Here is an 18614-nt window from a genome sequence, read left to right on the forward strand (position 1 = left end):
CCGGCACGGCCGGTCAGGCAGCAGGTTTGGTGGTGTCGACCGCCGGCGGCACCTCGTCACGGGCACCCTGATCCAGCCGGAACGGCGGATACTCGTCGCGCAGGAGCGAGGCGTAGACCTGCACGCGCAGCATCCATCGGTTCACCCCCATCACGAAATCGAACAGCCCCTGGGAGTACCGCGCGACGAAGAGCAACCCGACCAGCGCGACCAGGGTCAGCGCACCGATCAGTGGAACGCCCGCCGCGCTGGCCATCACATCGGTATCGCCGGTATACACGACCCAGGCCGCGCCGGTCATACCGCCGATGATCAGGTAGTGCGGGATGGCCAGCAGCCACCATTTCACCAGCACCAGGCCGCGATGCAGGGCCGGCGGATAATCGACGTCCAGATCCGCCGGGTAGTTGTCGTCGCGCGACAGGGCGAACGGCGGGTACTTGTCGGTACCCGCCGGGGTCCAGGCGTAGAAGCTGACCCGCCAGGACCAGCGGATGACACCGACGCTGTAATCGAAGAGCACACGCGGGTAGTTGCCGGTGATCAGGATCGCGAAGAAGGCGATCACGGTGACCACGGCATAACCGATGTGCAGGAAGAACAGAACAATGTAGTGCGGTATGGCGAGGATCCATTTGACGATCCACATCCAGCGCGAGAGCGCGGGATCCAGATCGCCGCGGATGCGGACCGGATAACCGACGGGAGCGGACATAGCGATCGGGGCTCCTTCGAGAGTGCTGGCCCGGCCGGCCGAGTTCAGCGCAGCCGTACCTCAATTGTGAGATACAGCACACCCTTTCGGGATGAACGCGGCATAAAGACACGCCATCGAGATCAAGTCGGCTTCGTGCGCGCCCACGGGGCCCCGCGACCGGCGCCTACCGGACCGGAGTGTCGAGCCCGTCCAGCGCGGCCAACCGGGGCAGCGAACCGGGATAGTGCTCGTTGAGCCAGCCGATCAGTTCCTCCCGCACAGCACAGCGCAGCGACCACACCGCATCCGGATCGCGACCGGTCATCGACGCCCGGACCTCGATACCGGTGGGGGTGCTATCGGTGACCAGCAGGTTCCAGCTGCGCCCGTCCCAGTCCGGATGGTCGCTCAGGTACTCGTAGAGATGCGCGCGCAATTCGGCCACCGGCGTGCTGTGGTCCAGGTGCAGGAACACCGTGCCGGTCATCTCCGTACCGCCCTTGGACCAGTTCTCGTACGGTTTGCTGTTGAAGTAGGACACCGGCATGGTGAGCCGGCGATCGTCCCAGATCCGCACGGTGAGGAAGGACAGGGTGATCTCCTCGACCGTGCCCATCTCGCCTTCGACCACGACCGTATCGCCGATCTTCACCGAATCGCCGAACGCGATCTGCAGGCCGGCCATCAGGTTGCTCAGCGTGGACTGCGCCGCCACACCGGCGATGATGCCGATGATGCCGGCCGAGGCCAGCAGGGAGGTGCCCAGCACCCGTAGTTCCGGGAACAGCACCAGCATGGCGATCGCCGCGGTGGCCACAGCCAGCACGGTGCTGGTGATCCGGCGGATCAGGGTGAACTGGGTGTTGAGCTGGCGCACTCGGCGGGGGTCGCGAGCCCGGCGGGAGTAGGTGTTGAGCAGGCCGTCGGCCACGGCGTCGGCGATCCGGACCACCAGCCATACCGCCGACATGGTCACCATTGTGGCGAGAACGCTCAGAATTACCTTGTCCTGCCGCAGTTCCAGACCGGCCAACGGGTAGGTGACCCGGAGTGCGGCGAAGCCGAGGAACAGCTGGAGTGGCAGCTGGATCCGGCGCAGCAGGCCGGGGATGGCGGTCTTGGGATGCCGGACCGACCAGAACCGCAGCCCGCGGTCGATCGCCCAGCCGATTGCGATCGTCACAGCGAGCGTGCCCCCCAGCACGATCAGCAGCCGTATTACGTTCTCCACTCGAGCCCACTCCTTGCCGATCGGGTACGTTCGGAACCCCTTCGGACAAGGCTACAGTTCGGTAACGGCGGATTACCACCTGTCACGGGAGGCCCTCGGTTGCGCTCCGGAGTGCTTCGCGGACTCCCCCGGCCGCGCGTCCGTAGCGTTCAGGCGGCGGTCGCCACGGCGCTCACCTGGTCACCCGGCCTCGTTCGGAGGTGCTTGCCCGTGCGCCGAATACAACCGGACCTCACCGCCCTCCCCGAGGAACGCATTGACCAGCATCACCCGTTCCGCACGGAGAACAGCGGCATCGGGCGCGGTGGTGGTGATCGAGATCTGCGGGATCGCGGCCCAGTTGACCACATAGCGTTCCGGCGGACCCGCGTCATCGGACAAGCGGGCCAGCCGGAAGACCGAAACCGTTTTCCGCTCCATGAGATCGCGCACCACCTCCGCGATCCGCTCGGGATCCTCCAGCGCGAACAGGAATCCGAAGGTCAGCTCCGGGGAGGAGACGTAGGCGGGCACGATCCCAGAGGTTAGCCCATGGATAACCGCCCGGTGTGAACTATCCCACCGGGCGGTCGCCGGACCTGATCAGAGCCGCTTGCCGGGCGTATCGGAACCGGCATCGTCCGGTTCCACCACATCGGCGTCCACGACCTCGGCGACCAACGGGGTCGCCGAGGCGTGCGTCGTCGCGGAACCCGGACCGTCCGCCCGACCGTCGGTGCCGTCCTCGCGCCCCGCCGGACCGTCCACGTCGTCGCGGCCTCCGGTCGCGGCGGCATCACGGCGCGCCGCGGCGGCGGCCTCGTTCATCTCGATCGCGTCGGTGATCCATTCACCGATCTCGCGGGTCACCTCGGCGACGGTGCCGGTGATGATGCCCGCGATATTGCCGACCCGGCGCGCGCCCGAGGAGGTGAGTTCCTGGATGAGGTCCTTGTTGGCCTCGAATTTGCCGATCATCACACGTCCGCTCCGATAGGACTCTGCTGACGCATCACGATAACACCGGGCTCGGAGCGTTTCCGCAGCACAGCGGGCAGAAACCGGGCGAACCGCGACTCCTGGATCTGCGGCGGCAGAGCCAGCTGGAAGATCTTGGCCCAGACCGAGCCGATCTGCTTGCCGAGCGGCCCGGTGTTGTACGGCAGACCGAACTTCTCGCACAGCGCCCGCACCTCGGGCGCGATCTCCGGGTACCGGTTGGCCGGCAGGTCCGGGAACAGGTGGTGCTCGATCTGGTGCGAGAGGTTCCCGGACATGATGTGGAACAGCGGGCTGCCGGTGATGTTGGCCGAGCCGAGCATCTGCCGGACGTACCATTCGCCGCGGGTCTCGTCGGCCGTCTCCTCCTCGGTGAAACTCTGCACACCGGACGGGAAATGCCCGCAGAAGATGATCGAGTACGCCCACAGGTTGCGCACCAGGTTGGCGGTCACATTACCGGCCAGGGTGGACAGGAACAGCGGACCCGACAGCAGCGGGAACGCCACGTAGTCCTTGAGCACCTGCCGCCCCGACTTCCTGAGCTGGCCCTTGATCAGTGGTTTCAGCTCGGCCCAGGTGCGCTTGCCCTTGACGATGTTGTCGGCCTCGAGGTCGTGCAGCATCACGCCCCATTCGAAGAACACCATCAGCAGGAACGCGTACAGCGGGTTGCCCAGGTAATACGGGTGCCAGTCCTGATCCTCGTCGATCCGCAGCACGCCGTAGCCGATATCGCGGTCGCGCCCGTGGATATTGGTGTAGGTGTGGTGCATGTAGTTGTGCGAATGCTTCCACTGGTCCGCCGGGCAGACCGTATCCCATTCGAAGACCCGGGAATTGAGGTTCGGCTCACGCATCCAGTCGAACTGGCCGTGCATCACGTTGTGGCCGATCTCCATATTGTCCAGGATCTTCGACACACTCAGCGCGGCGACACCGGCCAGCCAGAACGGCGGCAGGAAGCCCAGGTACATCAGCCCGCGGCCGGCGATCTCGAAACCGCGCTGTGCCTTGATGATGTTGTAGATGTACTCGCGGTCGCGCTCGCCCAGATCGTTGACGATGCGGTCGCGCAGCTCGTCGAGGGTCCGGCCGATCTCTTCGACCTGATCGGGTGAAAGGACCAGCGGTCCGTCCTTGGTTTCGGTGAGGATGGTCATCTGTTTCTCCCCTTCGTTTCCAGATGTCTGATTTCGGCGTCGGTAGGAAATCTCAGATTTCGATATCGACGTCGCCGACGGCGGCCTGGACGCAGAGCTGGATCGGCTGATCGGGGTCGGATTCCAGTTCACCGGTGCGCAGGTTGCGGGTGCAACCACTGCGTCGCACCGAGGTGCACGAGAAGCAGATCCCCATCCGGCAGCCGAACTCCGGCGTCAGGCCGGCGGCTTCGGCCTGTTCCAGCAGCGAGGTTCCGGCGTTTTCGGCGGTGACGCCGCTGGCCGAGAAGGTGGTGCTCCCGTGCACGTCGGTGGTGTCCACCGGCGCCGCGGTCGCCACGAACTCTTCGGTGTGCAGGCGTTCACTGAGCTCTTCGGCGGCGAAGAGCTCACGCACCGATTCCATCAGCGGCGGCGGCCCGCACAGGAAGGTTTCCGCTTCCGCGAACCAGGGCGCCACCCGAATGAGTTCGTCGCGGTCGAAACCCCGGCCGTCCTGTTCCGGGTACCTCAGCTCCACCGCGATATTCGGATGGGCGGCAGCGATTTCGGCGAGTTCGTCCCGATGCGGCACCAGCTCCGGCGACCGCGCGTAGTGCAGGAACACCACCGGTCCCGCGTAACCCTCGTCGGCGAGGGTGCGCAGCATCGACAGTACCGGTGTGATCCCGCTACCGCCGCTGATCAGCAGCACCCGATCCGGCCGCTGCCGCGGCAGGTGGAATACGCCGGAGGCCGGTTCCAGATCCAGGATCATCCCGGGTTCGGCATGCTCGTGCAGATAGCGCGATACCAGGCCGTGCGGGTGCACCCGGAGCGTGAGGTCCAGGCGGCGGCGCGAATCGTGCTGGGAGTTGACCGGCGAGTAGCACCGCACCTGCCGGACACCGTCGATCACCACACCGAGCTGGATGAACTGGCCGGGCAGCAGCCCGTTCCACTGCCGGGTCGGGCGCAGGCTCAGCGACAGCGTGCCCGGCACGGACCGGTCCACGCCGACGATCCGGGCCCGCATATCGCGGACGGTGAGCATCGGGCGCACCAGTTCCAGGTACCGGTCCACCGGGTGCGGGGTGGTCAGCGTCTGTACCAGGTCGAGGAGGGCCATCGGAGTTCTCCGTCCCTGTCTGTCTGTCGTTCGCGTCACGAGTCTTCTATTCGTTTCGGTGTACGAATGTACACTCAACTAGTGTGCCGGATAACCCAGCGGAACTGTCAACCTGCTTGCGGTGTGACGCGGACGACAAGATGGAGACGACGGAATGGTGAACGGCTGTATGCTCACTGAAATGACCGATCAGGGAGCGAGCCGCGTGGAGCGCAAGGAGCGCACCCGGCAGGCTCTGCTCGACGGCACCCTCGCGCTGGCCGCCGAGCGTGGTTTCGGGGCCCTGAGCCTGCGTGAGATCGCCCGTTCCGCCGGAATCGTGCCGACCGCCTTCTACCGGCATTTCGCTTCGCTCGAAGATCTCGGTGCCACCCTGGTCGACGAAGGCGTACAAGCGCTGCGGCTGGCCCTGCGGCAGCTGCGGCGCACACCGGACGCCCGGCTGTCGGAAACGGTGCGGTTCGTCTTCGGCGAGGTTGCCGCCAAACGAGAGCTGTACGGATTCCTGATCCGGGAGCAGCGCGGCGGCAGCGCGGCACTGCGCACGGCGATCGCCCTCGAATTGCATCTGATCGTGCGCGAACTGGTGGCCGATCTGTCGCGGGTACCGGCCCTGGATACCTGGTCCCCGGATGATTTGGAGGTGGCGGCCGATCTGCTGGTCGCCACCGTGACCGACGGTATCGCCGACTACGTCTCGGCCCCGCCGCGCGAACAGCAGCCGATCGTCGAACGCACCATCGCGCAGGTCCGCCTCATAGCCCTCGGTATGGGCGTCTGGAAACCCTGACGTCCTTACGCCACCGAGGCCGGTGCGGAGGTCTGCTCCGCCTTGCCGTCGGGCGCGGAAACCATGAGCACGGCAATCAGCCCGGCGGCGAGTACCAGGATCAACCCGGCGATCCCGGCCCGGTCCGCGCCGAAGGCCCATACGAACAGGCCGAACAGGCTCGGTGACAGGAACGAGGCCGCCCGCCCCGTGGTGGTGTAGAGCCCGAACATCTGGCCTTCCCGGCCCGGCGGCGTGAGCCGGGTGAGGAAGGACCGCGCCGACGCCTGCGCCGGGCCTACGAACAGGGTCAGCGCAAGACCGAAGATCCAGAACATGGTGGGCCCCGACACCAGCAGCAGCACGATCCCGCACAGCACCGCGGAGGCCAGCGAGACCACGATCACCCGCTTGGGCCCGACGGTGTCGTCGAACCGGCCGGCCCCGATCGCGCCCAGCGCGGCCACGACATTGGCGGCGACACCGAACAGCAGCACATCGGAATCACTGATCTCGTAGACCTGCACGGCCAAGATCGCGCCGAACGCGAAAACCCCCGCCAGGCCGTCCCGGAAGATCGCGCTGGCCAGCAGAAACCAGATCACTCGGCGGTCCACAGTCCACAGTTCCCGCAAATCGCGCCACAGCACCCGGTACGAGGCGAGGAACCCGGCGGTCGCCGCGCCCGGATCGGCTCCGGTCCGCCGTATCTCCGGGACGGCGAAGAACACCGGCAGCGCGAACACCGCGAACCAGACGGCGGCCAGTACCACCACCAGCCGGATGTTCAGCCCGCCGTCGGTGCTCACCCCGAACAGCCCGCGTTCGTCGCCGTCGCCGGAGATGAACCCGAAGTAGCAGATCAGCAGCAGGAAAATGCCGCCGAAGTAACCCATGGCCCACCCGAAGCCGGAAACCCGGCCCACGGTCTGCGGGGTGGACACCTGCCGCAGCATCGCGTTGTAGGGCACGCTCGCCAGCTCGAAACAGACATGGCCGAGCGCCAGCAGCGCCAGACCGAGCCAGAGATAGTGATAGTCGTCACGCACGAAGAACATGGCCGCGATCAGCGCGACCGTGACGGCGGTCAGAATCGCGAGCGAACGTTTACGGTTCGCCGTCGCGTCGAAACGCTGCCCGAGTACGGGCGCCGTCAGCGCGACCAGCAGACCGGCGATGCCCAACGCCCAGCCGAGCCAGGCGCTGGCGGAGATACCGCCGGGCAGATCATCCCCGACGCTGTCGGTGAGATAGACGGCGAATACGAACGTGCTGATCACCGCGTTGAACGCGGCCGACCCCCAGTCCCACAACCCCCAGGAGACCACCCGCCCCCGCCCAACCGGGGCGTCCACCTCGCTCATGGTGTGCACAGTAATGGATCCGCGAACCAGGGGCCTGAAGTCGAGCGGCGAACAGCGCAACCACCGTTCGGGCTCGAAGGCGGCGAGCGCTCCGGGTATCAGGTCGGTCACAACAGCCGATCTCACCCGATCCGTGTGACCCCCGCCGAAGATCATCTCCATACGCTCGAAGAGTGTCCCACCCCTATCGTGTGACTTATTTCATACGCTGGGGCTTTATGCAGCCTCAGCTGCACAAACAACAGAAAAGCCCCAGGTTACGAGCCCGGGACGGGGCAAGTTCAGCGGAAATTCCTTCTTGGCCCGAAAGCTCGAGGGGAGTGTTCGGGGGACTCGGATCTCTGCCCGCGAGTTAAGATCATCACGAACATCCCAGCTCAGGAGGTGTTTCTATGAGTGCGCCATCAGGGACTCGAACCCCGAACCCGCTGATTAAGAGTCAGCTGCTCTGCCAATTGAGCTAATGGCGCGCGCCCCGTCGTGCGGTGCGGGACAGACATTAACAGGCCCGGGCCGCAGAAGTGAAATCGATAGCCAGTCGGGCCGGTGCGAGCCGGACGACGCCGTAACGGTTGGCGAGCCGAACCCTATGTGTAGGTGGGCCAACGGAGCCGGACGTGACGAGCAACGCTCGATAGCACTCCGGCGCGGCTGGCAGAATGTTGGACGTGGTCTCGACCGATCCCGCCGCTGCGGTGGGTCGAGGTGTGCAGGAATCGGTCGGATCCGAAGCCATCGGCGCGTAGCGGGTGCGCCGGGACTTGAAACGGGGTTGTTATGCGTATAGGTGGTCGGCGCAGGCCGATCGGTTGGGTTTTCGGACCGATGGTCCTCGTCACGCTGGTGGCGTTGGTGTTGACCGGTTGTTCGTCCTCGGAGGCTTCACAGGGCACGGTGGCCATCGACCGCAACCCCATCACCGAACTCATCAAGCCGAAACTGGTCGCTCCTGTCAAGGACGGCGATATCGGCGTCTCGCCGGCGGCACCGATGAAGTTCGAGATCAGCGACGGCCTGTTCACCGATGTGGCCTTGCTCACCCCGGATGATCAGCCGGTGGCGGGGCAGCTCTCGGAGGACGGGCGCAGCTGGGCGACGACCGAACCGCTGGGCTACAGCAAGACCTACCGTCTGCAGGCCCGGTCCATCGGCTTGGGCGGCGAATCCACGGCGGCGATGAGTTTCACCACCACGGCGCCCGGCAACGTGACCAAGCCGTACCTGGTGCCCGGTGAGGGCGAGGTGGTCGGGATCGGCCAGCCGGTGGCGATCCAGTTCGACGAGAACATCCCCAATCGCAAGGCCGCGCAGGACGCGATCACCATCAAGACGAATCCGCCGGTGGAGGGCGCCTTCTACTGGGTGAACAACCGCGAGGTGCGGTGGCGGCCCGAGCATTTCTGGGCACCCGGTACCCGGGTGGACATCGACGTGAACGTCTACGGCAAGGACCTGGGCAACGGGCTGTACGGCCAGGACGATATCCATTCGCACTTCACCGTCGGTGACGCGGTGATCTTCACCGCCGACGACAACACCAAGATGGTGACGGTGGAGAAGAACGGCCAGGTCATCCGCACGATGCCGACCTCGATGGGTAAGGACGACACCCCCACCGACAACGGCATCTACATCCTGGCCGACCGGCACCAGCACATCGTGATGGACTCCTCCACCTACGGTGTCGCGGTGAACTCGCCCGACGGCTACCGCACCGATGTCGACTGGGCCACCCGGATGTCCTACAGCGGGATCTTCTTCCATTCGGCCCCGTGGTCGGTGGGCGCGCAGGGCAATACGAACACCAGCCACGGCTGCCTCAACCTCAGCCCGACCGACGCGCAATGGGTGTACAACACCGCCAAACGCGGCGATATCACGATCGTGAAGAACACCGTGGGCGGCACGCTGTCCGGCGTGGACGGCCTGGGCGACTGGAACATCCCGTGGCCCGAATGGAAAGCCGGTAACGCCGAGATGTGACGGCGGGACGAACACAGCGCACGGCGCCGGACCCGGCCGGGTCCGGCGCCGTCGCGTTTCACCGGGCGGTTTCGTACAACCGCCGCACGATGTCCTCGATATCGGGTTCCTCGATGGACAGATCCCGGACCTCGGCCCGTTCCGATACCTCGGCCAGGAGTTGTGCGGCGGTCGTGGTCTCGGCGTCGAAGGCGAGCCGCTGCCGTAACCCCTCGGCCTCGTAGGAGATCAGCTCCGCGCCCGCGAGTCCGCGCAGCGGCGGCGCGGCGGCGACGAGATCGACCACCAGCATCCGCTGCGCCCCCACCGTCGCACCCAGGCCCGGCAGCGAACCGTCGTAGGCGAGCCGGCCGTGGTCGACCACGAGCACGCGATCGCAGAGTCGTTCGATATCGCCCATATCGTGGGTGGTGAGCAGCAGAGTCGTCCCGCGTTCGTGGCGTTCGGCCCGCAGGAATTCCCGCAACCGCTGTTTGGACAGCACATCCAGGCCGATGGTGGGTTCGTCGAGAATGATCAACTCCGGGGAATGCAGCAGCGCCGCCGCGACCTCGGCCCGCATCCGCTGCCCCAGCGAGAGCTGCCGGACCGGAGTGTCGAGGGTATCGCCCATCTCCAGTTGTTCGACCAGTTCCGCGGTGCGGGCCCGGCCGGATTCCGGGGCCAGGCGGTGGATGGCGGCCAGGATCGTGAACGATTCGCGCAACGGCAGATCCCACCACAACTGGGAGCGCTGCCCGAACACCACACCGATCCGGCCCGCCAGTTCCCGGCGGCGGCGAATGGGTTCCAGTCCGCAGGTCCGCACCACTCCGGAGGTGGGTACCAGGATTCCGGCGAGCATTTTGATGGTCGTCGACTTGCCCGCCCCGTTGGCGCCGATATAGCCGACCGCCGCGCCGCGTTCGATCGTGAAACTCATCGCGTCCACCGCGGTGACGACCTCGCGCCGGGGTCGGCGCCAGGTTCCGTCGCGCCGGTACCGGACGAATTCGCGCGTCAGATCGCCGACCTCGATAATCGAATCCCCGCCCATCACCGGTCTCCCATCTCATCCACCGCCGCTCTGATAGTGCCGGGTGCCGAACCGCCACATCACCGCCGCCAGCACCCACGCCCAGGCCGCCGCCACCGGAGCACACCAGGCGAGCCAGGACGGCAGGCCGGCGGGCCCCGGCAGACCGAGCACCGCCAGCGTCGGGAAGTAGGCGGTGAAGGCGACCGGTATCGCGACGCAGAACAGGATCCGCAACGGTGCAGGGAACACCGAGGCGGGCTGGGTCGCCGCGAACGATCCGCCGTAGGTGAAGCTGTTGGTGAGCTCCGCACCGTCGATCAGGAAGAACTGGCAGCCCGCGGCAACCACGAACAGGCCGGCGAAGAGGACCGTGCCGCATACGACGGTCAGCGGGATCAAAATCACTGTGCCCGCGGACCATTCGATATCGTTGCGGACGAGTCCGGCCGCCAGGACGACCAGCGCGACCCCGGCCCGCGCCAGCCGGCGCAGCGAGAAATCACTGGTGATCAGCTGCAACAACACCGGCTGCGGGCGCAGGTGGTAGATATCGAGCATTCCGAGCCGGATCAGGGTCGGCAGTTTGTCCAGATGCCCGCAGAAGAGCTGGGCGGCGGCGAAGGCGAGATTGCTCAGTCCGAACAGCAGCAGCGCGGCATCCATATCCAGGCCCCCGAGCACCTTCGCCTGCCGGAAGACGAGCCAGACCTCGGCGAACTCCACGAGGCCGAGCAATGCCGCGCCCAGGATTTCGCCGGCGAAGGACAGCCGGTAGGAGCGTTGTGCCCGGATCCGCGAATTCAGTACCGCCGCGTAGGGCCGCCATCGGGAACCCGCGGGATCCGGGCGCCGCGCCGGGGTGCGCACAGCGATATCAGCCACCTTGGACCTCCAGCTTCCGGCGGCCCGCCGCCAGCAGTACCCGCCCCAGGGCGCAGACCGCCAGCAGCCAGAAGATCTGTACGCCGACCACCTGCACCGCTGCCCAGCCGGTGACCCGGCCGGACAGGACATCCACCGGGGCCTGCAGCATGGAGGGGAACGGGGTCGCGGTGGCGAACGCGCGCAACCAATCCGGGAAGATGTGCACCGGGACGAAAAGCCCTGCGAGAAACGGTCCGCAGGTTTGGTAGAGGGTTCTGATCCCCCGGGTCTCCACCACCCAGAAGCCGGCGGTGGTCAGGGCGAACAGCGCCAGGAACGAGATCGCCGAAGCCAGCAGGATGCTGAGCATTCCGAGCAGATAGGACTCCGGAGTTCCGGGCAGTACCAGCCCGAAGGTGAGCGAACCGATCAGCAGACTGGGCACCATCCGTGGGAGCAAGGCGCAGACGGCGCGGCCGAGATCGGTGGCGAGGTTGCTGAGTTGCAGATCGACGGGCCGCAGGAAGTCGACGACGATATCGCCGGTGCGGATCCGCTCGGCGAGTTCGAGTTCCGCCGCCATGAACTGCAGGGCGCCGAGCAACCCCTGGGAGATCCAGACGTAGGCGCCGATGCTCCCGGCGTCGTAGCCGGCGAATCCACCGGTGGCGCCGACGGCCGCCACCATCACCGAAGCGCGGACGAATCCGAACACGGAGTTGGTGAACAGCCCGGCGAACATGGCCAGCTTGTAGTGCCATTGCCGGCGGAAACCGGCCACGGCCAGCCGCCAGTAGACCTCGGCATATCCCGGGAGATCGGCCACCTTGCCGAGCACGGCCACCCCCCAACCTCGTGCGGACACAAGGACGGGACCTTACCGCGTTGTACCGGGCGGGAAAAGATTATTTCTCGGCCGCCCGAACCCCGGCGGGTCAGAGCCGGGCGGCCAGCCGGGTGCCCTGGTCGATGGCGCGTTTGGCATCCAACTCGGCAGCCAGTTCCGCTCCCCCGATCAGATGCACCGTCACTCCCGCGCCGGTGAGTTCGGATTCGAGGTCGCGGACCGATTCCTGGCCGGCGCAGACGATCACGTTGTCCACCCGGAGCACCTCGGGCCGTTCGTGTTTCGGCCCGAAGCTGATGTGCAGGCCCGCGTCGTCGATCCGCTCGTAGTTCACCCCGCCGATCTGCCGCACGCCTTTGGCCTTCAACGCCGCCCGGTGCACCCAGCCGGTCGTCTTACCGAGCCCTTTGCCGAACGGCGCGTCCTTGCGCTGCAGCAGGACGACCTCGCGTGCCGCGGGCCCCGGCCGCGGCGCACGCATCTGCCCGCGCAGCTGTTCGTCGTCGGCGTCGACGCCCCATTCCTCTTTCCATTCGTCCGGTTTCAGTGTGGGATGTCCTTCGACGGTGAGGTATTCGCTCACATCGAAGCCGATACCGCCGGCACCGATCACCGCGACCCGGGCACCGACCGGTTTCCGGTCGCGGACCAATTCCGCGTACGACAGCACCATCGGATGTTCGATCCCGGGGATATCGGGAATGCGGGGGCGTACCCCGGTGGCGAGCACGACCTCGTCGTATCCGCCGGCGATCAGCTCGGCAGCGGAGGCCCGCGTATTCAGCCGCACCCGGACCCCGGCCAGTTCGAGTTTGCGGGTGAAATAGCGGATGGATTCGTCGAATTCTTCCTTACCGGGAATTTGCCGCGCGATATCGAATTGGCCGCCGATCCGGTCGAGCGCCTCGAACAGTTCGACCCGGTGCCCGCGTTCGGCCAGATTCACCGCGGCCGACAATCCCGCCGGTCCGGCGCCCACGACCGCGATGTTCTTGGTGCGCCGCGTGGGCAGCAGCACCAGTTCGGTTTCGTGCCCGGCCCGCGGGTTCAGCAGGCACGACACCGTTTTGTGCACGAAGGCGTGATCGAGGCAGGCCTGATTACAGGCGATGCAGGTATTGATCTCGTCGGTGCGGCCCGCGGCCGCTTTGTTCGCCCATTCCGGATCCGCCAGCAGTGGCCGGGCCATGGAGATGAGCTGCGCGTCGCCGCGGGTCAGGATCTCCTCGGCGATCTCGGGCATATTGATCCGGTTCGAGGCGCATACCGGGATATTTACCGCCGCCGTGATCTTGGCGGTGAATTCCACGAACGCCGCCCGCGGTACCGAGGTGACAATGGTCGGTACGCGCGACTCGTGCCAGCCGATATCGGTGTTGAGCACACTCACCCCGGCCGCCTCGAGTTCTACGGCCAATTCCAGTATTTCGGTGAAGGTCTGCCCGTTCTCCACCAGTTCGGCCATCGACAGCCGGAAGATGATCAGGAAATCGGGGCCGACGGCGGCCCTGGTGCGGCGCACGATTTCGAGGGCCAGCCGGCGCCGGTTCTCCGGCGACCCACCCCAGCGGTCGGTGCGCCGATTGGTGCGCGGTGCGAGGAACTGATTGATGAAATAGCCCTCCCCGCCCATGATCTCGACTCCGTCGTAGCCGGCGAACCGAGCCAGTTCGGCGCAGCGCACATAATCGTCGATGGTGCGGCGGATACCGCGGTCGGAGAGCGCGCGCGGCCGGAACGGATTGATCGGCGCCTTGATGGCGGAGGCGGAAACACTGCCCGGAACGTAGGCGTACCGGCCTGCGTGCAGGATCTGCAGGGCGATCTTCGCACCCGCGTCGTGTACCGCGCGGGTGATGGCGCGATGCCGGTAGGCCTCGGTCCGGGTGGTGAGTTTCGCACCGAACGGAAGTAGCCAGCCGGTGCGGTTGGGCGCGTAACCGCCGGTGATGATCAGCCCGACCCCACCGCGCGCTCGTTCGGCGAAATAGGCGGCCAGCCGGTTCACATCCCATGCCCGGTCCTCCAGGCCGGTATGCATCGATCCCATGATCACCCGGTTGCGCAGGGTGGTACCCCCCACCTGGAGCGGGCTGAACAGCTGCGGATAACTCGTCGTCGAGTCCATCGCGGGCTCTCTTTCCGATATCGACCCGGGCCCCGGCCCGGTCCTCGCCTGCAGATCCTCATCTCACCATTCGGTGCACGGCGATTTCCACCCCCGCTCACGACCTGCGGTAACGGCCGGTCACGGCGGGGATCGGGCGACGCCACGAAAGGCCGGAAAACAGGCCGCTGCCATCACGGAACCGTCACGAAGAAGCTAAATCCAGAATTCGGCACGGAAAGTTTTGTGCTGTACACCACAGTAGGTTTAAAGATATTTCGCCAGGTCAGCGCCGTACTGGAACGCGTTCATTTCGGCATTCAAGATCGCACTCAGTATTTTCTCAGGTCTCGTTTACCTGCTGTTCACCTACTGTGACCATTCTGAGATCCGGTCGGAAACGACCTGAGGTTCGACTGCTCCGCGAGATTGTGAACGCCGGGTTGGAAACAACCGGCCGGAACAGCCCGGCACAGCGCCGTAGATGAATACCGCACAAGGTATGGCGACGGCCGAACCCGAATTACAACTGTACTCCGCCCCAGAGGTGGAGATCCGCCGGCGCGGCGGCCCGGGAAACCACCCGGCACCGCGGATGCGCCTTCCGGACCCGAACCGGCCTGCGTTCGGTGTCACACAACAAAACCCGACAACAGCACAGCCATGTTTTCCGGTTGCGACCCACCGGTCGCCGCCGAAGATCCGTGCTGCCCGAACCGGGCCGGATCCCGAGACCGATCAAGGAACCGAATCCGCTCATGTCCAACCACCGTTTCTCCAGCCTGCGCCGTCGTACCAAACGCGAAGCCATGGGTTTCGCACTGGCCACCGCCGGTATCGTCGCCGTCACCGCCTCCTCGGCGGTCTCCATGGCCGACGACAGCGCCCCCACCAAGGTCGCCATGGTCGCCGAGCAGAAGCCGGCCGCGACCGTGAACACCGAGGCGAAGGCCGTAGAGGCCGCCGCCGCACCCGCGCCCGCCGCGGCTGCACCTGCCCCGGCGCCGGCTCCGGCACCTGCCCCCGCACCGGCACCGGCCCCCGCTCCCGCGCCTGCCCCCGCCTACCCCAACAACCTGGACGGCTGGATCCGCGAAGCGCTGGACATCATGCACCAGAACGGCATCCCCGGCACCTACGAGGGCATCCACCGCAACATCCTGCGTGAATCCTCCGGCGACCCCGGTGCGATCAACCTGTGGGACTCGAACGCCATCATGGGCATCCCCTCCAAGGGCCTGCTGCAGGTGATCGACCCCACCTTCGCCGCCTACCACGTGCCCGGCACCCCGTTCGACGTCTGGAACCCGGTCTCGAACATCGCCGCGGCATGCAACTACGCCGCCCACCGCTACGGCTCCATGGACAACGTCAACAGCGCGTACTGAGTTTTCGGTGCCGCCTCCGGCGGCACGGGTTTTGGCCCCCCTTGGTCCCTGCTGTCAGCACTCGACACTCGCGGCTGCGCCGCATCGCATCGAGCACTGACAGCAGGGACGGGCCAAAACCTCTCAGGGCCTCGTAAGACTCGGCGCCGCCGTGGTGGCGTCCGGTTTTCGGGGTTATGTGAAGCGCTGAGGGCCTCGTAACTGGCTCGGCACCGCCGCCGTTGCGTCTGATTTTCGGGGCTACGGCGCTTCGATGCCTCGCTGAACTCGGCGCCGCCGCTGGGCGCGTCCGGTTTCGGGGGCGACAACACAACTTGGTCATCGAGTGGGCACATCGTGGACGCAACGGCGCGTATCACTGTCCGCGAGGGTGGCCAGGGGGAATCCCACAACGGAGTGGGTGTGCGGTGCCGTGCGATGTGCACGGCACCGCGCCTTGCTTTCTGCGCCCGGTGATCCGCGAACCCCGCTCCCGACCGGCCCGTTCACTGCCCGCTTACAGTTGGGTATGGCCGATTACGCGCATTCCCCGGCCGCGGAGGCCGGTCGTGCCGCCAAGGCGCGGCAGCTGGCCGGATATCTGTGGGACCGGGATATCTCCGGTCCCGAACTGCTCGATATGCCCGATCAGGTACGCCGCAAGCTGGCGCGGGCGGCCGGGGTCAATCCGCCGAGTACCGCCGAAACGTGGCGGTCGGTGGCCCGGCTGCTGGACGAGAAGGCCGCCTGGGCGCTGCGGAACCCGGCCCATCCGGCGGCACAACGGCCCCACCGCGACGAGAAACTCCTCTGGGTCAAACCGCCCGTCACCCCATGGTGAGGGGTTCCGCCGGCGGGGCCTGCGAAAACCCTCGGTTCACCACCAGCCGGTGGCCATCCCTATCTGCCGCTCCAGTTCCGGCGCCAGGGTGCGGGCGTAGCTGGCGCTGAGGTGGTGCTCGTCGTGGTAGACCAGCACATTGCCTTCGACCACCCGGCAGATCTGCGGACCGCATACCGAATCGGTGAGATCCAGCAGGCGCATGTTCGGGAAGGCCGCGGCATGGACCAGGGCGGGATTCACCGGGGCCAAGGCGGCCGTGCGCTGCATACCGCATGTGGCACTGTCCCCGCCGGCGGCCAGGCAATCCACGGCGCTGTAGCGGACTCCGGTCGGGCTGCGCAGCCAGGGCGTGTCCCGGATCGCGAGGACGTTCAGCTGACGTTCGGCCAGCGCCGCCCACACATCGAGGTACTCGGCGGGGACCACATCGCCGCCGCTGGGCCAGACGGGCGCCGTGGCGGTGGTGAACACCCATTCGGGCGGGTCGGCGGCCAGTATGTCGATCACCTCGCGCGACCAGTCGCGGCAATCGGAGATATCGAGGCCGCGGTATTGGGCGTCGTCGCGGATATTGAGCGAACACCCCATCTTCAGGTACACGACCACCTTGATGTCGTGCACCCTGGCCAGGGCGTCCATGGCCGGCATCCAGTGCTCGGTATGGGAGTTGCCCACCATGGCAATGGTGCGCGACCCGTTCGGATCCCCGTAGGTGCAGGTCACCACTTCTTTGTTGAACCAGTCCGAGATACAGCCGTCGCGGGTGGGGGCCGGCAGATCGTTGGACGCCTCCAGGATCGACGGCCGCAGTTTCGCCACCGGCACCTCCGCACCGGCGAACAGCGCCTCCGCGCCCGGATACTCGTTGACCGGTAACGCCTCGACCGGCTCGGAGGGGGTCCGGGCCACCACGACCTGCCAGGACACACAGGCACCCAGCACGAGCACACCGACCAGGCTCACCGCCACACCGGGGATCCGGCGCCGCCACACCGGCGTCACCACGGTCGCACCCGACCGCACCCGCAGCGGTTCCTCGATGAACTTGTTGGTCACCACCGCCAGGATCAGGGAAGCGCCGATGACCAGCAGTCCCCCGCCCAGCCCGGCGTGCGGTTTGCCGGTCTGCACCAGGTAGTAGATGAGCAGTGGCCAATGCCACAGGTACAGCGAATAGGCGATGGCGCCGAGCTCGACCATCGGCCGGGTGGCGAGCAGCCGGGTCACGAGCGGCTGCTGCCCGCTCTCGCTCCGTATCCCGGCGATGATCAGCGCGACCGCGGCGCCCACCGGGAACAGCGCGGCGGGCCCCGGGAACTGGCGGGCGCCGTCGAACAGCAGACCGCATATCAGCACCGCGGTGAGGCCCGCGATCCCGAGCACGGCCGCCAGGAAGCGCCCGGCCCGCCCGGATCCCGGCCGCAACCACGGCAGCGCCGCGGCCAGCAGGGCACCGACCAGCAACTCCCAGGCCCGGGCGCCGCTGTCGTAATAGGTCCACTCCTGGGATTTGGTCATCCAGGTGGCGGCGTAGACGAACGAGGCGGCGCCCAGCAGCAGCGACAGCACCACGATCGCCGGTCGCGCGGCACCCGGCCGGCCGCTGCGCCGGCACACCCAGGCAACCAGCCCGACCAGTACGACGACGGCCACGTAGAACTGTCCCTGCACCGCCATCGACCACATATGCTGCAGCGGGCTCACCGAGGGATCGGCGGCCAGATAGCTCTCCGCGGCCTGGGCCAGATACCAATTCTGGTAATAGAGGGCCGTAGCCACGGTTTGGCCCGACATATTGCCCCAGGTCGAGTAGGGCTTGGTGACGACTGTGGCAATGGCCACCGCCGCGAGGACGATCATGAGCGCGGGCAGCAACCGGCGTGCGGTGCGGGTCGCGACCTGCCGCGCGTCGACCCGGCCGGTGCGTTCCACCCGGCGCAGCAGCATACCGGTGAAGAAGAAGCCCGACAGCACCAAGAAGATATCGACGCCGCCGGACACCTTGCCGTACCAGACGTGGAAGGCCACCACCAGAGCGATCGCGATACCCCGGAGACCGTCGAGATCCAGCCGGTAATCGGCCGGACGGGCGGTGGCGCCGGGCTGCGGGGCCGGCGCGGGCGCAGGGGGGACGTCACGGTCCTTGGTTTGCAACAACTGCATTCTCCGACCTACCGGATTCCCCGCCCGGCCCGATGGGGGTCGAGTAACAGCAGCGGAGAACGAGCCTCGGACATAGCATGCATCCCTATCACAACGTGTGGTGTCCGGCGA

General features: G+C 66.7%; 16 protein-coding genes and 1 tRNA gene. 4 read left to right on the forward strand and 13 right to left on the reverse strand.

Annotated features, from left to right (window positions below; all coding sequences use genetic code 11):
• Positions 1-13: 13 nt before the first annotated feature.
• The 6 genes from ACQEVO_RS24170 to ACQEVO_RS24195 all read right to left on the reverse strand — a co-directional run bounded on the left by ACQEVO_RS24170 (position 14) and on the right by ACQEVO_RS24195 (position 5177).
• Positions 14-715 carry a DUF4389 domain-containing protein gene (locus ACQEVO_RS24170; RefSeq protein ID WP_432917259.1) on the reverse strand — a complete coding sequence of 234 codons (702 nt, stop codon included), beginning with the start codon at positions 713-715 and terminating at the stop codon, positions 14-16.
• Between the two features lie 166 nt (positions 716-881).
• Positions 882-1928, reverse strand: a complete 1047-nt coding sequence (locus ACQEVO_RS24175) for a mechanosensitive ion channel family protein (protein WP_432917261.1) — start codon at positions 1926-1928, stop codon at positions 882-884.
• Between the two features lie 180 nt (positions 1929-2108).
• Positions 2109-2441 (reverse strand): hypothetical protein, encoded by a 333-nt coding sequence (locus ACQEVO_RS24180; protein ID WP_280402210.1) that lies wholly within the window; start codon positions 2439-2441, stop codon positions 2109-2111.
• A gap of 69 nt (positions 2442-2510) precedes the next feature.
• Positions 2511-2885 (reverse strand): hypothetical protein, encoded by a 375-nt coding sequence (locus tag ACQEVO_RS24185; RefSeq protein WP_432922972.1) that lies wholly within the window; start codon positions 2883-2885, stop codon positions 2511-2513.
• The gene (locus tag ACQEVO_RS24190; protein WP_432917265.1) at positions 2885-4069 is read right to left on the reverse strand and encodes a fatty acid desaturase family protein; all 1185 of its coding nucleotides are present in this window, start codon (positions 4067-4069) and stop codon (positions 2885-2887) included. The genes ACQEVO_RS24185 and ACQEVO_RS24190 overlap by 1 nt, the downstream gene beginning before the upstream one ends.
• Before the next feature lie 52 nt (positions 4070-4121).
• The gene (locus tag ACQEVO_RS24195) at positions 4122-5177 is read right to left on the reverse strand and encodes a ferredoxin reductase (protein WP_432917268.1); all 1056 of its coding nucleotides are present in this window, start codon (positions 5175-5177) and stop codon (positions 4122-4124) included.
• A gap of 181 nt (positions 5178-5358) precedes the next feature.
• On the opposite strand from ACQEVO_RS24195, the gene ACQEVO_RS24200 reads away from it, so the two are divergent.
• Entirely contained in the window at positions 5359-5967 is a 609-nt protein-coding gene (locus ACQEVO_RS24200; protein WP_432917271.1) for a TetR family transcriptional regulator, read from the forward strand.
• A gap of 5 nt (positions 5968-5972) precedes the next feature.
• Here ACQEVO_RS24200 and ACQEVO_RS24205 read toward each other — a convergent pair whose 3' ends face one another.
• A complete protein-coding gene (locus ACQEVO_RS24205; protein ID WP_432917274.1) occupies positions 5973-7310 on the reverse strand; it encodes an MFS transporter in 1338 nt (445 codons plus the stop codon).
• 397 nt (positions 7311-7707) lie between these two features.
• Positions 7708-7780: transfer RNA gene (locus ACQEVO_RS24210), tRNA-Lys, on the reverse strand.
• Positions 7781-8087: 307 nt separating this feature from the next.
• Here ACQEVO_RS24210 and ACQEVO_RS24215 point away from each other — a divergent pair.
• The gene (locus ACQEVO_RS24215) at positions 8088-9293 is read left to right on the forward strand and encodes a L,D-transpeptidase (RefSeq protein ID WP_432917277.1); all 1206 of its coding nucleotides are present in this window, start codon (positions 8088-8090) and stop codon (positions 9291-9293) included.
• 58 nt (positions 9294-9351) lie between these two features.
• On the opposite strand, the gene ACQEVO_RS24220 is transcribed toward ACQEVO_RS24215, so the two are convergent.
• The 4 genes from ACQEVO_RS24220 to ACQEVO_RS24235 form a co-directional block, all read right to left on the reverse strand.
• Complete coding sequence (locus ACQEVO_RS24220) at positions 9352-10329, reverse strand: ABC transporter ATP-binding protein (RefSeq protein ID WP_432917280.1); 978 nt, start codon at positions 10327-10329, stop codon at positions 9352-9354.
• Positions 10330-10344: 15 nt separating this feature from the next.
• A complete protein-coding gene (locus tag ACQEVO_RS24225) occupies positions 10345-11193 on the reverse strand; it encodes an ABC transporter permease (RefSeq protein ID WP_432917283.1) in 849 nt (282 codons plus the stop codon).
• Positions 11186-12040, reverse strand: coding sequence for an ABC transporter permease (locus ACQEVO_RS24230; RefSeq protein ID WP_432917286.1), 855 nt, complete (start codon positions 12038-12040; stop codon positions 11186-11188). The genes ACQEVO_RS24225 and ACQEVO_RS24230 overlap by 8 nt, the downstream gene beginning before the upstream one ends.
• 70 nt (positions 12041-12110) lie before the next feature.
• Positions 12111-14150, reverse strand: coding sequence for an FAD-dependent oxidoreductase (locus tag ACQEVO_RS24235; protein ID WP_432917289.1), 2040 nt, complete (start codon positions 14148-14150; stop codon positions 12111-12113).
• Positions 14151-14887: 737 nt separating this feature from the next.
• Here ACQEVO_RS24235 and ACQEVO_RS24240 point away from each other — a divergent pair.
• Both ACQEVO_RS24240 and ACQEVO_RS24245 read left to right on the forward strand, forming a co-directional pair.
• Positions 14888-15517 carry a transglycosylase SLT domain-containing protein gene (locus ACQEVO_RS24240; RefSeq protein WP_432917292.1) on the forward strand — a complete coding sequence of 210 codons (630 nt, stop codon included), beginning with the start codon at positions 14888-14890 and terminating at the stop codon, positions 15515-15517.
• Between the two features lie 508 nt (positions 15518-16025).
• Positions 16026-16337, forward strand: coding sequence for a hypothetical protein (locus ACQEVO_RS24245; protein WP_432917295.1), 312 nt, complete (start codon positions 16026-16028; stop codon positions 16335-16337).
• 36 nt (positions 16338-16373) lie between these two features.
• Here the strand turns inward: ACQEVO_RS24245 and ACQEVO_RS24250 are convergent, their stop codons facing one another.
• The gene (locus ACQEVO_RS24250) at positions 16374-18503 is read right to left on the reverse strand and encodes an acyltransferase family protein (protein ID WP_432917298.1); all 2130 of its coding nucleotides are present in this window, start codon (positions 18501-18503) and stop codon (positions 16374-16376) included.
• Positions 18504-18614: the final 111 nt, after the last annotated feature.

Origin of the sequence: Nocardia sp. CA-290969, from assembly GCF_050936135.1 — a bacterium.
Lineage (GTDB): Bacteria > Actinomycetota > Actinomycetes > Mycobacteriales > Mycobacteriaceae > Nocardia.